This window comes from Dechloromonas denitrificans (genome assembly GCF_001551835.1).
Classification (GTDB): Bacteria; Pseudomonadota; Gammaproteobacteria; order Burkholderiales; family Rhodocyclaceae; genus Azonexus; species Azonexus denitrificans.
In genome coordinates this window covers 588310-602379 of the sequence record NZ_LODL01000019.1, presented here as the reverse complement: position 1 = coordinate 602379, position 14070 = coordinate 588310, and the positions used below count along the sequence as shown (strand labels likewise).

The following is a 14070-nucleotide window of genomic DNA, read 5'->3' as shown; positions in this document are numbered from 1 at the left end:
GGCCGTGTTTTGATTGAAGGCGAACAAGGGTTCGCTTTAATTTTGCATCCAAAGGGTTTTTCCTCTCATGTTTGACGCAGTCCGGAATAACAAGAAGATCGTCCAGATATTTCTGGCGCTGATTACGCTGCCGTTCGCCTTTTTCGGTGTCGAGTCCTACGTCCGCAGTGTTGGCTCTGGCGATGATGTGGCCACCATTGGCGATATCAAAGTCACCCAGCAGCAGTTTCAGCAGGCGCTGCGTGAGCAGCAGGAGCGTTTGCGGGCGCAAATGGGGCAGGTTGATCCCAAGCTTCTGGATACGCCGGAAGCGCGCAAGGCAATCATTGATGACTTGGTCGACCAGCGTTTGCTGATGCTGGAAGCCGGCAAGAAGCGCATGTTTGCCAGTGACGAGGCGATTCGCCGCACCATCGGTGGCATCGATGCTTTCAAGGTGGACGGGAGGTTTTCGACCGAGCGTTATGAGGCAGCTTTGCGCGCTCAGGGAATGACCCCGGCCGGTTTCGAGGCGCAGTTGCGTCAGGATCTGACCCTTCAGCAACTGGCCGGGGCTGTCGGCCAGTCAGGCTTGATGGCACGTACGGTTGCCGAGCGTGTGCTGGCGCTGCAAACGGAAAAGCGCGAAGTCATGGAATACCGCCTGCCGCTTGATGCTTATCTTGACAAGGTCAAGTTGGCTGGCGATGCGGCGAAAAAATTCTACGACGAAAACGGCAAGCAGTTTGAATTGCCGGAACAGGCTCGAGTCGAATATGTCGTGCTTTCAATGGAAACCATTGGTGCCCAACTGGCGGTAACCGAGGCTGAAATCAAGTCCTGGTACGATGGTCACAAGGAGCGTTTCCAGCAGCCGGAGGAGCGTCGCGCCAGCCATATTCTGGTCGCCTCGGAAAAACTCGGCAAGGATAAAGCCAAGGCGAAGGCCGAAGATCTGCTCAAGGAAATCCGGAAAAATCCGGCCAGCTTTAGCGATCTGGCCAAGAAAAACTCGGATGATCCGGGCTCGGCCTCCAAGGGGGGCGACCTGGGCTTCTTTGGCAAGGGCATGATGGTCAAACCCTTTGAGGAAGCCGCTTATGCCCTCAAGGAGAGCGAGATTTCAGGGATCGTCGAATCAGACTTCGGTTTTCACATCATCAAGCTGACCGGTGTTCATGCAGCCAAGGAAAAGCCGTTGGCCGACGTCAAGGCAGAGATCGAAGTAGAGCTGAAGAAGGCTGCTGCCTCGCGCAAATTTGCCGAAGCAGCCGAGTCGTTCAGTAATATCGTTTATGAGCAGCCTGATAGCCTGAAGCCGGCGGCCGAGAAGTTCAAGCTGACGGTCAAGCAATCCGAGTGGATTGGTCGTCAACCGAATCCCGCCAACGGCCCCTTGGGTAATGAGAAATTGCTGGCCGCCCTGTTCTCTGACGATTCGGTCAAGAGCAAGCGCAATACCGAAGCCGTCGAAATTGCCCAGAACACGCTTGTCGCGGCACGCCTGGTGGAATACAAGCCAGCTGCATTGCAGGCTTTTGAAGGTGTTCAGGGCAGCATTGAAACCCTGCTCAAGCGCAAAGAGGCGCAAGCACTGGCGGTCCAGGATGGCGAGGCACGCCTTGAATCCCTTAAGAAAGGCGAGGACAAGTTGGCCTGGGGGGCACCGAAGAGCGTATCGCGTCTTGATGCTCGCCTGATTCCGCCAGTGGCTGTTGCGACCGTGTTCAAAATGGATGCAGGTAAGCTGCCGGCTTACGCAGGGGTTGAGTTGCCGGGTAGCGGGTTTACGCTATTCAAGCTTTCTCGCTTGGAGGCAGGGGCAAAACTGGATGATGCGCGCCAGCAGGCCATGCTTCGCCAGTTGGGGCAGCTGAGCGCGCAGGAAGACGTGCAGGTTTACCTTGCCGCCTTGCGTAATCGCTACAAGGTTGAGATCAACCAGGCTGCCTTGGAAGCCAAATAGTCTAGGGTAGATATTTGGGGCGCTTATTTTGCCTCAATGACAAAAAGCCGATCGGATTTTCCTGATCGGCTTTTTGTTGCCTGTTTTTTTACCTAATTGTGCTTGCTAAGTGCAGGAGAGGTGGTTCTGTATGGGCTTCGAAGGCATGCTGCCTTTTTGGAAATACAAAGTTTTCAAAAAGACGTTGACGGCTTCCGACAAATCTATAGAATGCGCACCTCTTCAGCGGCGCCGGGCTTTTCGGGGTGGTTGGAGAAGGAAGTGGAAGTAAAGAGCGGCAAAAAAGGTTTGAAGAAAAGCTTGACGGTTTGTAAGAAGTTCTTCATAATCTCGCCTCTCTGCTGCAGACGAAGTGAAAACGACGGCGCGGCGGAATTGATCTTTAACAACTTGAACAACCGATAGGTGTGGGTGTCTTGATGCTAGCAACGCAAGTTGCACAAAAGTATTAAAGGCAATCACACGGATGGAGAGATCCATCGAGGTAGATTTAATTATCTACCGTCAGTGAATTGTGAGTATTAGTTGGATTGAACTGAAGAGTTTGATCCTGGCTCAGATTGAACGCTGGCGGCATGCCTTACACATGCAAGTCGAACGGCAGCACGGGAGCAATCCTGGTGGCGAGTGGCGAACGGGTGAGTAATGTATCGGAACGTACCTTTCAGTGGGGGATAACGTAGCGAAAGTTACGCTAATACCGCATATTCTGTGCGCAGGAAAGCAGGGGACCTTCGGGCCTTGCGCTGATTGAGCGGCCGATATCAGATTAGCTAGTTGGTGAGGTAAAGGCTCACCAAGGCGACGATCTGTAGCGGGTCTGAGAGGATGATCCGCCACACTGGAACTGAGACACGGTCCAGACTCCTACGGGAGGCAGCAGTGGGGAATTTTGGACAATGGGCGCAAGCCTGATCCAGCCATGCCGCGTGAGTGAAGAAGGCCTTCGGGTTGTAAAGCTCTTTCGGCCGGGAAGAAATCGCATGGGTTAATACCCTGTGCGGATGACGGTACCGGCATAAGAAGCACCGGCTAACTACGTGCCAGCAGCCGCGGTAATACGTAGGGTGCGAGCGTTAATCGGAATTACTGGGCGTAAAGCGTGCGCAGGCGGTTTTGTAAGACAGGCGTGAAATCCCCGGGCTCAACCTGGGAACTGCGCTTGTGACTGCAAGGCTAGAGTACGGCAGAGGGGGGTGGAATTCCACGTGTAGCAGTGAAATGCGTAGAGATGTGGAGGAACACCAATGGCGAAGGCAGCCCCCTGGGTCGATACTGACGCTCATGCACGAAAGCGTGGGTAGCAAACAGGATTAGATACCCTGGTAGTCCACGCCCTAAACGATGTCAACTAGGTGTTGGGTGGGTAAAACCATTTAGTACCGGAGCTAACGCGTGAAGTTGACCGCCTGGGGAGTACGGCCGCAAGGTTAAAACTCAAAGGAATTGACGGGGACCCGCACAAGCGGTGGATGATGTGGATTAATTCGATGCAACGCGAAAAACCTTACCTACCCTTGACATGTCCAGAAGCCCGAAGAGATTTGGGTGTGCCCGAAAGGGAGCTGGAACACAGGTGCTGCATGGCTGTCGTCAGCTCGTGTCGTGAGATGTTGGGTTAAGTCCCGCAACGAGCGCAACCCTTGTCGTTAATTGCCATCATTTAGTTGGGCACTTTAACGAGACTGCCGGTGACAAACCGGAGGAAGGTGGGGATGACGTCAAGTCCTCATGGCCCTTATGGGTAGGGCTTCACACGTCATACAATGGTCGGTACAGAGGGTTGCCAAGCCGCGAGGTGGAGCCAATCCCAGAAAGCCGATCGTAGTCCGGATTGCAGGCTGCAACTCGCCTGCATGAAGTCGGAATCGCTAGTAATCGCGGATCAGCATGTCGCGGTGAATACGTTCCCGGGTCTTGTACACACCGCCCGTCACACCATGGGAGCGGGTTCCGCCAGAAGTAGGTAGCCTAACCGCAAGGGGGGCGCTTACCACGGCGGGGTTCGTGACTGGGGTGAAGTCGTAACAAGGTAGCCGTAGGGGAACCTGCGGCTGGATCACCTCCTTTCTAGAGAAAGCATCTCTGGCACCCACAACCTATCGGTTGTTCAGTAGTAGCAAACAGACGAGGGTCTGTAGCTCAGTCGGTTAGAGCACCGTCTTGATAAGGCGGGGGTCGTTGGTTCGATTCCAACCAGACCCACCAACGTCAAAATCAAGGGGGATTAGCTCAGCTGGGAGAGCACCTGCTTTGCAAGCAGGGGGTCGTCGGTTCGATCCCGTCATCCTCCACCAAAACCTAAAGATAAGCAGGGTTGTTTATCTTTAGCTTTTGAGCAATCAATTGCTACGCTCTTTAACAAAATGGAAGAAGGTTGTGTTGCAGCGCTGATGAGGCGTTGGCAACACGTTGTGATTGCATCTGTTCTTGTCCCTTAGCCCGGACAAGACAGCACAAATATGAGTTTGCCTGTAGCCGTTCTCTGACGAGAACACAAGGTTATAGGATCAAGCGACTAAGTGCATGTGGTGGATGCCTTGGCGATCACAGGCGATGAAGGACGTGCAAGCCTGCGAAAAGCGGGGGGGAGCTGGCAATGAAGCTTTGATCCCCCGATATCCGAATGGGGAAACCCACCTCTTTTGAGGTATCCCACACTGAATACATAGGTGTGGGAGGCGAACCCGGCGAACTGAAACATCTAAGTAGCCGGAGGAAAAGAAATCAACCGAGATTCCCCAAGTAGTGGCGAGCGAACGGGGAGCAGCCTGCTAGTGATAGCGGAATGGTTAATGGAGCGGAATGGAAAGTCCGGCCGTAGTGGGTGATAGCCCCGTACATGAAAACCAATCCGTGGTACTAAGTTAGCGAAAAGTAGGGCGGGGCACGTGAAACCTTGTCTGAACATGGGGGGACCATCCTCCAAGGCTAAATACTCGTGATCGACCGATAGTGAACTAGTACCGTGAGGGAAAGGCGAAAAGAACCCCGGGAGGGGAGTGAAATAGAACCTGAAACCGCATGCATACAAACAGTGGGAGCCGACTTGTTCGGTGACTGCGTACCTTTTGTATAATGGGTCAGCGACTTACGTTGTGTTGCGAGCTTAACCGAATAGGGGAGGCGTAGCGAAAGCGAGTCTGATAAGGGCGTTTAGTAGCACGGCGTAGACCCGAAACCGGATGATCTATCCATGGCCAGGATGAAGGTGCCGTAACAGGTACTGGAGGTCCGAACCCACTAATGTTGAAAAATTAGGGGATGAGCTGTGGATAGGGGTGAAAGGCTAAACAAATCCGGAAATAGCTGGTTCTCCCCGAAAACTATTTAGGTAGTGCGTCTTATATCACTGACGGGGGTAAAGCACTGTTATGGCTAGGGGGTCATCGCGACTTACCAACCCATGGCAAACTCTGAATACCGTCAAGTGCGAGTAAGGCAGACAGACAGTGGGTGCTAACGTCCATTGTCAAGAGGGAAACAACCCAGACCGCCAGCTAAGGTCCCCAAGACACAGTTAAGTGGGAAACGAAGTGGGAAGGCATAGACAGCTAGGAGGTTGGCTTAGAAGCAGCCATCCTTTAAAGAAAGCGTAATAGCTCACTAGTCGAGTCGTCCTGCGCGGAAGATGTAACGGGGCTCAAACTGTGCACCGAAGCTGCGGATATCGAAAGATATGGTAGGGGAGCGTTCTGTAGGTCTGTGAAGGTGTCTTGTAAAGGATGCTGGAGATATCAGAAGTGCGAATGCTGACATGAGTAGCGATAAAGGGAGTGAAAAGCTCCCTCGCCGAAAGCCCAAGGTTTCCTACGCAACGTTCATCGGCGTAGGGTGAGTCGGCCCCTAAGGCGAGGCAGAAATGCGTAGTCGATGGGAAACAGGTCAATATTCCTGTACCGATTCTAGATGCGATGTGGGGACGGAGAAGGTTAGGTCAGCCATCTGTTGGAATAGGTGGTTCAAGCGTGTAGGCGTGCCCCTTAGGCAAATCCGGGGGGCTAAGCTGAGGCGTGATAACGAGGTGCTACGGCACTGAAGTGATTGATACCAAGCTTCCAGGAAAAGCCACTAAGCTTCAGTCTAGATTCGACCGTACCGCAAACCGACACAGGTGGGCAGGATGAAAATTCTAAGGCGCTTGAGAGAACTCAGGAGAAGGAACTCGGCAAATTGACACCGTAACTTCGGGAGAAGGTGTGCCCCGGTAGGGTATAAGTCCTCGCGACGAAAGCCCGATGGGGTTGCAGTGAAATGGTGGCTGCGACTGTTTAATAAAAACACAGCACTCTGCAAACACGAAAGTGGACGTATAGGGTGTGACGCCTGCCCGGTGCCGGAAGGTTAAGTGATGGGGTGCAAGCTCTTGATCGAAGCCCCGGTAAACGGCGGCCGTAACTATAACGGTCCTAAGGTAGCGAAATTCCTTGTCGGGTAAGTTCCGACCTGCACGAATGGCGTAACGATGGCCACACTGTCTCCTCCTGAGACTCAGCGAAGTTGAAATGTTTGTGAAGATGCAATCTCCCCGCGGCAAGACGGAAAGACCCCATGAACCTTTACTGTAGCTTTGCATTGGACTTTGAATCGGTCTGTGTAGGATAGGTGGGAGGCTGTGAAACCGGGACGCTAGTTTCGGTGGAGCCAACCTTGAAATACCACCCTGATTTATTTGAGGTTCTAACCTTGATCCGTGAATCCGGATCGGGGACCGTGCATGGTGGGCAGTTTGACTGGGGCGGTCTCCTCCCAAAAGGTAACGGAGGAGTACGAAGGTACGCTTAGGACGGTCGGACATCGTCCATAAAGTGCAATGGCAAAAGCGTGCTTGACTGCGAGACCCACAAGTCGAGCAGGTGCGAAAGCAGGTCATAGTGATCCGGTGGTTCTGTATGGAAGGGCCATCGCTCAACGGATAAAAGGTACTCTGGGGATAACAGGCTGATACCGCCCAAGAGTTCATATCGACGGCGGTGTTTGGCACCTCGATGTCGGCTCATCTCATCCTGGGGCTGTAGCCGGTCCCAAGGGTATGGCTGTTCGCCATTTAAAGAGGTACGTGAGCTGGGTTTAAAACGTCGTGAGACAGTTTGGTCCCTATCTGCCGTGGGCGCTGGAAATTTGAAGGGGGCTGCTCCTAGTACGAGAGGACCGGAGTGGACGAACCTCTGGTGTACCGGTTATGACGCCAGTCGTATCGCCGGGTAGCTATGTTCGGAAGAGATAAACGCTGAAAGCATCTAAGCGTGAAACTTGCCTTAAGATGAGATTTCCCGGAGTCTTGAACTCCCTAAAGGGTCGTCGAAGACCACGACGTTGATAGGTCAGGTGTGGAAGCGCAGTAATGCGTTAAGCTAACTGATACTAATTGCCCGTGTGGCTTGATCCTATAACCTTGTAATACTGCAGCAACTCATAGCAGTCACAACAAACAACCTTCTCCTATTTTGCGTTTGGCGCGATTCAACCCGCGACAAACACACAAGTTACGCTTGGCGGCTATAGCCCTCTGGACCCACCCCTTCCCTTCCCGAACAGGACCGTGAAACAGATGAGCGCCGATGATAGTGAGCTTCCGCTCGCGAAAGTAGGTCACCGCCAGGCTCCCAATACCCAAAGCCCCTTCTGCTTACGCAGGCGGGGCTTTCGGCTTTTAGAAATACGATATAGGCTCAATCCGTTGAGTACTATTTCTGGGGGGCTGAATGGCCGTGGCGATTCTTGGTGGTGGTTGCTTTTGGTGCCTGGAGGCGGTTTTCGAGCAGTTGACTGGCGTTGAACGTGTGGTTTCCGGATACATTGGCGGCACCCAGCTTGATCCGACCTATGAGCAGGTGTGTTCAGGCTTGACGGGGCATGCCGAGGTAGTTCGGATCGAGTTTGATCCGGCCAAGATTTCCTATGCCCAGTTACTCGATGTGTTTTTCGCCATTCATGATCCAACGACCTTGAATCGACAAGGTGCGGACCACGGAACGCAGTATCGTTCGTCGATATTTGCTTGTTCGGCCGAACAGTTGGATATCGCCCAGAATTTGATAAAAAAGTTGAATGCTGGGGCAGTATTTGCTTCGCCGGTCGTGACAACTGTGCAAATGGCCGGAGCGTTCTTTCCAGCCGAGAGCTATCACCAAGGGTATTTTCGAGCGAATCCGGAACAAGGGTATTGTGCCTTTGTTGTGGCGCCCAAAGTGGCGAAAGCACATGCTGTGTTTTCTCGACTGCTCAAGGCAGTGGATCAATAAACTCCATTAGCTCTTTGGCGAAACGCTCGCGTTGCCATTGATGCGGGGAGTGATCTGTTCCTTCATAGATATGCAGCACAGCGTTCGGTATCTGGCTGGCGACATAGTGCGCAGTTTCTACCCGATAGAAATTACTTTCGCCGCCATACACCAGCATGGCCGGGATATCGATTTGGTTCAGGACATCCCGATAGTCGGCGGCTGTCAGGCTGTTCCAGCAGGCGATAAGCGGTTCCGGATTTTGGGTGCGAAGGGCTAGCCTTGAGCGTTCCCAGCCGCTGGCATTCGCCAGGTACTTGTCACGCGCCCGACGATTCAGGCCAAATGCGGTGAGCTTGAGTACGCCTTCCGCAAAGTCTTCTCGTAGCAAATTCAACAGTTCGTTCGCCTGGCTCTGATCGAACTTGCCATAGATGCCGTGTTCCCAGCTGCCATCAGTCAGCAGTTTGGGTGACTGGTCAATGATGCAAAGTCGGGACAAACGTTCGGTGCCAAAGTCGCGGATGTATTGCCAGAGGGTCAAGGCGCCCATCGAATGGCCAACGGCACAGACATTTTCCAAATTGAAATGTTCGAGCAGGTTTTGCAGATCTCGCGCCATGCGCTGTGCAGTGGCTGGTGTTTGATCAGCGCTGGGATGGCCGCCATGAGCGCGCGCATCCCAGCGATATACCCGATGTTTTTGCTGGAGCACCGGGAGAAATGGAAGCCATTCCTCATGGCTGGATGTCCAGCCGTGGAGGAGTACGAGCGGAGATCCCTCGCCTGAAACTTTGACGTGAATTTTGGTGCCGTCATCGGCGAGGAAGTGGGTCATGGCGGCCGGGTGTGTTGAGATGCACAAAGTATAATCCGGCCATCAATATCTAGAGGCAAGGCGATGTTTGACTGGCGAGATTATCAAAACGGGATTGTGGCATTCGATTCCGGCTATGTGCGTCCAATCCTGGCTGCAATTCACATGATTGTTGAGGCGGGTAGGGTCGCCATTGTCGATACTGGAAGCAATGATTCCCTGCCCAATGCTCTGGCGGCGCTTGAGCTTCTGGGCCTGGACACCGCTGCGGTGGACTATGTTTTTTTAACGCATATTCATCTGGATCACGCGGGGGGGGGCGGCCGCATGATGGCAGCCTTCCCCAATGCACAACTAGTGGTTCACCCGCGTGGGGCGCGTCATATGGCGGAGCCCTCCAGGCTGGTTGCCGGTGTGACTGCCGTTTATGGTGCCGAATATGTGCAGCGCGTCTATGGCGAGATCGTGCCGATCCCGGCCGAGCGGATTATCGAAGCGCCCGACGGGCTGGTTGTTTCGCTGGCCGGTCGTGAACTGCTGTGCCTGGATACGCCGGGCCATGCACGCCATCACATCTGTATTGTCGACAGAAAAACGAAGGGAATATTTACCGGTGACATGTTCGGTCTTTCCTACCGCGAGTTGGATGTCGATGGTCGTCAGTTTATTTTCCCGACCACCACGCCGACCCAGTTCGAGCCGGAGGAAATGCGGATGTCGATCCAGCGGCTCCTGTCGTTTGAGCCCGAAGCGATGTATCTGACGCACTACAGCCAGATCGATGAACCGCAGCAAAAGGCGGCTGATTTGCTACGGCATCTGGATGTTCTGGTTGAGTTGGCGCTGGCTGAAAAGAGTGCCGGGGCTGAACGTCACCAACGGATCAAGGTTGCGATCAGCGATTATCTTTTCCAGCAAATTCGTGCCCATGGCTGTCGCTTGTCAGACGATGCCTTGCTGGAAATATGGGAAACTGATCTTGAACTGAACGCCCAAGGTTTGGGTGTATGGCTGGATACTTAGGCTCAGACGAAGCGTCGACGCCAAAAGAGGATCAGCATGATCACGCCAATCAGGCCCATCAGGCTGAGGGCGTAGTTGAAGCCGTTGGCGAGGCCTAGCCAGGGCATTTCATGGAAATTCATGCCGAAGATGCCGGCGATCAAGGTTGCCGGCATGAATATCGTGGCAACCACCGTCAGGGTGCGAACTTCCAGGTTTACCCGGTGGCTGATGGTCGATAGATAGACGTCGAGCAAGCCGGTGGCCTGGTCGCGCAGATCTTCCAGCGACTCAAGAATGTGCACCGTGTGGTCATAGACGTCGCGTAAATAGATCTGAATGTCCGGGCGAAAAAAATCACCCGCATCGCGGTGCAGGCTGCCGAGCACTTCGCGCAACGGATGAAGATTGCGCCGGAGCTGGGAAACGCAGCGCTTGAACTGGTGAATTCGCTCCAGTGTGACCGGTGTTGGCTTGCCCAGAATGTCTGTTTCCAGTTCTTCGGCATATTCGTTGAGTTGCTCGATGACGCCAAAATAGCTGTCGACAACCGAATCGATCAGGGAGTATGCCAAGGTGTCGACGCCGCCCTTGCGCAGACTGGCATGCTCAGCGCGCAGGCGCTGACGCACCGGCTCGAAGGTCTTGGATTGTCGCTCCTGGAAGCTCAGGACGTAGTTTCGGCCAATCACCAGGCTGATCTGGTCCTGGCTCAGTTCAAGTGGTCCGGGCGTTAATTCGTAACGGTGCAGAACAAGATAAAGATAGTCATCGTAGGCGTCTATTTTCTGGCGCTGGGCATTGTTCAGAATATCTTCCTGAACCAGTGGGTGGAGCGAGAAGGTGGTACCGACGGCCGCCAGATCGGCCGGGCTTTTGGCGCCATAGACATTCGCCCAGCGGGTTGCGAACTTTCTTGGCAACAGCCCGAAACTGTTCGCATCGGCGAACTTTTCCTCACTGAGGCCATACTCGTCATAGTCAATGATCGAGTAGCTCGGCGCGCTGACTTTGACTTCGCCAATGTGCACCAGCGAGCCCGGTGGCAGGCCGGCCTTGCGCGAGCGCAGTTTGCGCGGCTTGCTCATTGAGCGAGGGCGATCCTGTTGATTGCCTGGGCTGCCGCTGCCATGCCAAAGACCGCGGTGACGCAGACCGACGAGCCAAAACCGGCGCAATTCAGGCCGGTTGGCCCCTGGTCGGTGGCGCAAGTGGCTGGGCTACTGGGGTAGCGCAGGGGCTCGGTCGAGAAAACGGCCGATACGCCAAATTTTTTCTTGCCGTCCTTTGGGAAGCCATACTCCCGGCGTAGCACCGAGCGAACTTTGGCGAGTAGCGGGTCCTGCACCGTCTGGCTGAGATCGGTGGTGCGGATCTGGGTGGGGTCGAGTTGGCCGCCGGCCGCGCCAGCGACCACGATGGGCAGTTTCTGGCGCCGACAAAAGGCGATCATCGCCGCCTTGGCGCGCACTTGGTCGATGGCGTCAATGACTACCGAAAAGCCTTGGCCGAGTATTTGCTCAACGTTGTCAGGGGTGACGAAGTCCTCGATGCGACTGATCTGGCAATCCGGATTGATGGCGTGCACGCGCTCGGCGATCGCATCGACTTTGGCCATGCCATAAATCTCTCCTAGCGCCTGAATCTGGCGGTTGGTGTTGGATTCGGCCACCATGTCGAGGTCGACCGCAGTAATCCGGCCGACGCCGGTTCGGGCCAGGGCTTCGACGCTCCATGAGCCGACGCCGCCGATGCCGACGACACAGACATGGGCGTTACGTAGACGCTCGGCGCCTTCTGCGCCATAAAGGCGAGCGACACCGCCAAAACGGCGTTCGTGATCGACTGACATCAGCTTTCTATGGTTTTTCGGATGACGCTATTGAACGGGGCAATCCATTCCGGGGCGAATTGCGTGTCGCAGGCGTTGATTTCAGCGATGGCCCGCAATACCGAGCGGTTCTTGCCGCGGTGGATATGCTTGAGCATCACGGCTTCGAAGGCATCGACGATGGAGAGGATTTTGGCTCCCGGGCAAATCTCGGAGCTTTGCAACTCTTTGGGATAGCCACCACCATTGGGCATCTCATGATGCTGGGCGACCATTTCCGCAGCCGCCTCCCAGCCCGGCATCCGCTGCAGAATGCCAGCCGCGAAACCCGGGTGGTTGCGTAGCGCCAGCTTGTCCTCGTCGGTCATTTTGCCGACTTTGAGCCAGACGGCTTCCGGGAGCAGCATCATGCCGATATCGTGCAGATAGACTGCGGCCTCCAGTTGCACCGGATCTACCGCAAGATGGGCTGCCTTGTTGGTTTCCAAGGCCAGGCGGAGGATGCGCATCGTCCGTCCTTTGAAGAGCGGCGAGCGGCTTTCCAGTTGCAGGGCGAGCGACCTGAAAAAATGCAGGTCGGTACTGGCGTTTTTTTGTTCGCTTTTCGGGGTGGCAACACGCGGCGGGCGACTGGAAATGTCGCCGATCACCGATGCGAATCCGGTAACGAGTTCAATCAGGTCGGCACAATGGTGGTCGACCTCGGCGGCCGGGATCTGGGCCAGCTTTTCCAGTCCCTCAACAAGCTCGCCAAGATGCAGGTTCTCAAGTGACTTACGGGCGAGTAGCGCATCGGTCGCCAACTCGAGGCGATCGATGGTCAGCAGGATCAGTTCGGCCAGTAGATCGGAGAAAGGGATTTCGCCTTCCCGGAAGCGGGACATCATCGATTCGATCGGGTGGGCGATGGCGGCGCCCAATTCGAATTTGCAGAGCGAGGCATCGCCCTTGATGTTATGGATGGCGCGAAAGAGATCGGCAGTTATCTCGCGATCGGCCGGGGTTTTCTTCAGGCGGGCAACGTCGTTTTCAATCTGTGGTGCGCGGTCGCTGAGGGCATCGGCAAACTCTTCCAGCGCCTCGCGGTCCTGAATGACCGGCGCTATGATCGAGCGAATGTCCATGCCTGTCTCCCCCTGTGTATTTTTGATCTGGCGAGTTTAGCCCAAAGTCCCGTCAAATCAGAGCCTATCCTTGATTTGTCGGCCTTGACTGCCCCCTCTTCGCCACCTAAGATTCCGCGCTTATTCAAAGAATTCCCTACCGTGACACTGGAACAGCTTTACGCCCTGATCGGGCCTGACATGAAGGCCGTTGATGCGGTCATCCGCGACCGCCTCCACTCCGACGTCGTCCTGGTCCGTCAGGTGGCCGAATACATCATCAACAGCGGTGGCAAACGCATGCGCCCGGCGCTGGTATTGCTCGCCGCTGGGGCTATGGGCTATCAGGGTGTCCGGCACCATGAAATGGCGGCGGTCATCGAATTCATTCATACCGCCACCTTGCTGCACGATGACGTGGTCGATGAATCGGCCTTGCGCCGTGGTCGTGATACGGCCAATGCGATGTTCGGTAACGCTGCCAGTGTCCTGGTTGGCGATTTCCTCTACTCGCGCGCTTTCCAGATGATGGTGGCGGTCGACGATATGCGCGTGATGCGCGTCCTGTCCGATGCGACCAACATCATTGCCGAAGGCGAGGTTCTGCAGTTGATGAACTGCCACGATGCCGACGTCGATGAAGCGCGTTACATGCAGGTCATCCATTACAAGACGGCCAAGCTATTCGAGGCGGCGGCGCAACTGGGTGCCATTCTCGGCCAGGCCAGTCCGGAGATCGAGCAGGCGTTGGCGGCTTACGGCATGCACCTCGGCACCGCCTTTCAACTGGTCGACGATGTCCTCGACTATTCAGGCCAGGAAGCCGATACCGGCAAGCACCTTGGTGATGACCTGGCCGAAGGCAAGCCGACCCTGCCGCTGATTTACGTCATGCAGCATGGCACGCCGGAGCAGGCGGCCTGTGTACGCAAAGCGATCGAGGAAGGCGGGCGGGACGATTTCCCCGCTGTGCTCGAAGCGATCCGCGGCAGCGGTGCCTTGGAGCACGCGCGCGAGCGGGCGGTGCGTGAAGCCGCCCTGGCCAGGAGTGCAATTGAGCGTCTGGGGGATTCACAATTCAAAATTGCTCTGCTACAATTGACGCTCTTTGCAGTTGAGAGAAACCATTAGGTTGCTTTTCAGCAGCA

The 14070-nt window shown here is 55.1% G+C and carries 9 protein-coding genes, 2 tRNA genes and 3 rRNA genes; 9 read left to right on the top strand and 5 right to left on the bottom strand.

Going from position 1 to position 14070, the window contains the following annotated elements; genetic code table 11:
* Window positions 1–67: 67 nt before the first annotated feature.
* Window positions 68–1945 carry a SurA N-terminal domain-containing protein gene (locus AT959_RS10715; RefSeq protein ID WP_066882954.1) on the top strand — a complete coding sequence of 626 codons (1878 nt, stop codon included), beginning with the start codon at window positions 68–70 and terminating at the stop codon, window positions 1943–1945.
* Between the two features lie 222 nt (window positions 1946–2167).
* Here AT959_RS10715 and AT959_RS10710 read toward each other — a convergent pair whose 3' ends face one another.
* Entirely contained in the window at window positions 2168–2425 is a 258-nt protein-coding gene (locus AT959_RS10710; RefSeq protein ID WP_157651272.1) for a hypothetical protein, read from the bottom strand.
* A gap of 52 nt (window positions 2426–2477) precedes the next feature.
* Here AT959_RS10710 and AT959_RS10705 point away from each other — a divergent pair.
* From AT959_RS10705 to msrA, 6 genes are all read left to right on the top strand, one after another.
* Window positions 2478–4015, top strand: a 16S ribosomal RNA gene (locus AT959_RS10705).
* 61 nt (window positions 4016–4076) lie between these two features.
* Window positions 4077–4153: transfer RNA gene (locus AT959_RS10700), tRNA-Ile, on the top strand.
* Window positions 4154–4166: 13 nt separating this feature from the next.
* Window positions 4167–4242 (top strand) — tRNA-Ala (locus AT959_RS10695).
* A 211-nt stretch (window positions 4243–4453) separates the two neighbouring features.
* Window positions 4454–7334, top strand: a 23S ribosomal RNA gene (locus tag AT959_RS10690).
* 102 nt (window positions 7335–7436) lie between these two features.
* Window positions 7437–7549, top strand: a 5S ribosomal RNA gene (rrf, locus tag AT959_RS10685).
* Together the 16S, 23S and 5S rRNA genes with 2 tRNA genes alongside form the textbook arrangement of a ribosomal RNA operon.
* A 101-nt stretch (window positions 7550–7650) precedes the next feature.
* Entirely contained in the window at window positions 7651–8190 is a 540-nt protein-coding gene (gene msrA, locus AT959_RS10680) for a peptide-methionine (S)-S-oxide reductase MsrA (protein WP_066882952.1), read from the top strand.
* Here the strand turns inward: msrA and AT959_RS10675 are convergent.
* On the bottom strand, window positions 8171–9007 hold the full coding sequence (locus tag AT959_RS10675) for an alpha/beta fold hydrolase (RefSeq protein WP_066882951.1): 837 nt from the start codon (window positions 9005–9007) through the stop codon (window positions 8171–8173). The two genes, msrA and AT959_RS10675, sit on opposite strands and share 20 nt — an antisense overlap.
* Before the next feature lie 63 nt (window positions 9008–9070).
* Between AT959_RS10675 and AT959_RS10670 the strand changes: the two genes are divergently transcribed.
* Window positions 9071–10009: an MBL fold metallo-hydrolase gene (locus AT959_RS10670; protein ID WP_066882950.1), complete on the top strand. Its 939-nt coding sequence runs from the start codon at window positions 9071–9073 to the stop codon at window positions 10007–10009.
* Window positions 10010–10011: 2 nt separating this feature from the next.
* Here the strand turns inward: AT959_RS10670 and corA are convergent, their stop codons facing one another.
* From corA to AT959_RS10655, 3 genes are read right to left on the bottom strand one after another with little or no spacing between them, the layout of a single operon-like run.
* A complete protein-coding gene (gene corA / locus AT959_RS10665) occupies window positions 10012–11076 on the bottom strand; it encodes a magnesium/cobalt transporter CorA (protein ID WP_066882949.1) in 1065 nt (354 codons plus the stop codon).
* Window positions 11073–11840, bottom strand: a complete 768-nt coding sequence (gene tcdA, locus AT959_RS10660; protein ID WP_066882948.1) for a tRNA cyclic N6-threonylcarbamoyladenosine(37) synthase TcdA — start codon at window positions 11838–11840, stop codon at window positions 11073–11075. The genes corA and tcdA overlap by 4 nt, the downstream gene beginning before the upstream one ends.
* Window positions 11840–12943: an HD domain-containing phosphohydrolase gene (locus tag AT959_RS10655; RefSeq protein ID WP_066882947.1), complete on the bottom strand. Its 1104-nt coding sequence runs from the start codon at window positions 12941–12943 to the stop codon at window positions 11840–11842. The genes tcdA and AT959_RS10655 overlap by 1 nt, the downstream gene beginning before the upstream one ends.
* Before the next feature lie 141 nt (window positions 12944–13084).
* Between AT959_RS10655 and ispB the strand changes: the two genes are divergently transcribed.
* On the top strand, window positions 13085–14053 hold the full coding sequence (ispB, locus tag AT959_RS10650) for an octaprenyl diphosphate synthase (protein WP_066882946.1): 969 nt from the start codon (window positions 13085–13087) through the stop codon (window positions 14051–14053).
* Window positions 14054–14070 lie beyond the last annotated feature (17 nt).

Coding starts and splice junctions, on each gene's coding strand:
- tcdA (WP_066882948.1), bottom strand. CDS start 11,840: ATGTCAGTCGATCACGAACGCCGTTTTGGCGGTGTCGCTCGCCTTTAT.
- AT959_RS10655 (WP_066882947.1), bottom strand. CDS start 12,943: ATGGACATTCGCTCGATCATAGCGCCGGTCATTCAGGACCGCGAGGCG.
- AT959_RS10675 (WP_066882951.1), bottom strand. CDS start 9,007: ATGACCCACTTCCTCGCCGATGACGGCACCAAAATTCACGTCAAAGTT.
- msrA (WP_066882952.1), top strand. CDS start 7,651: ATGGCCGTGGCGATTCTTGGTGGTGGTTGCTTTTGGTGCCTGGAGGCG.
- AT959_RS10710 (WP_157651272.1), bottom strand. CDS start 2,425: ATGGATCTCTCCATCCGTGTGATTGCCTTTAATACTTTTGTGCAACTT.
- corA (WP_066882949.1), bottom strand. CDS start 11,076: ATGAGCAAGCCGCGCAAACTGCGCTCGCGCAAGGCCGGCCTGCCACCG.
- AT959_RS10715 (WP_066882954.1), top strand. CDS start 68: ATGTTTGACGCAGTCCGGAATAACAAGAAGATCGTCCAGATATTTCTG.
- AT959_RS10670 (WP_066882950.1), top strand. CDS start 9,071: ATGTTTGACTGGCGAGATTATCAAAACGGGATTGTGGCATTCGATTCC.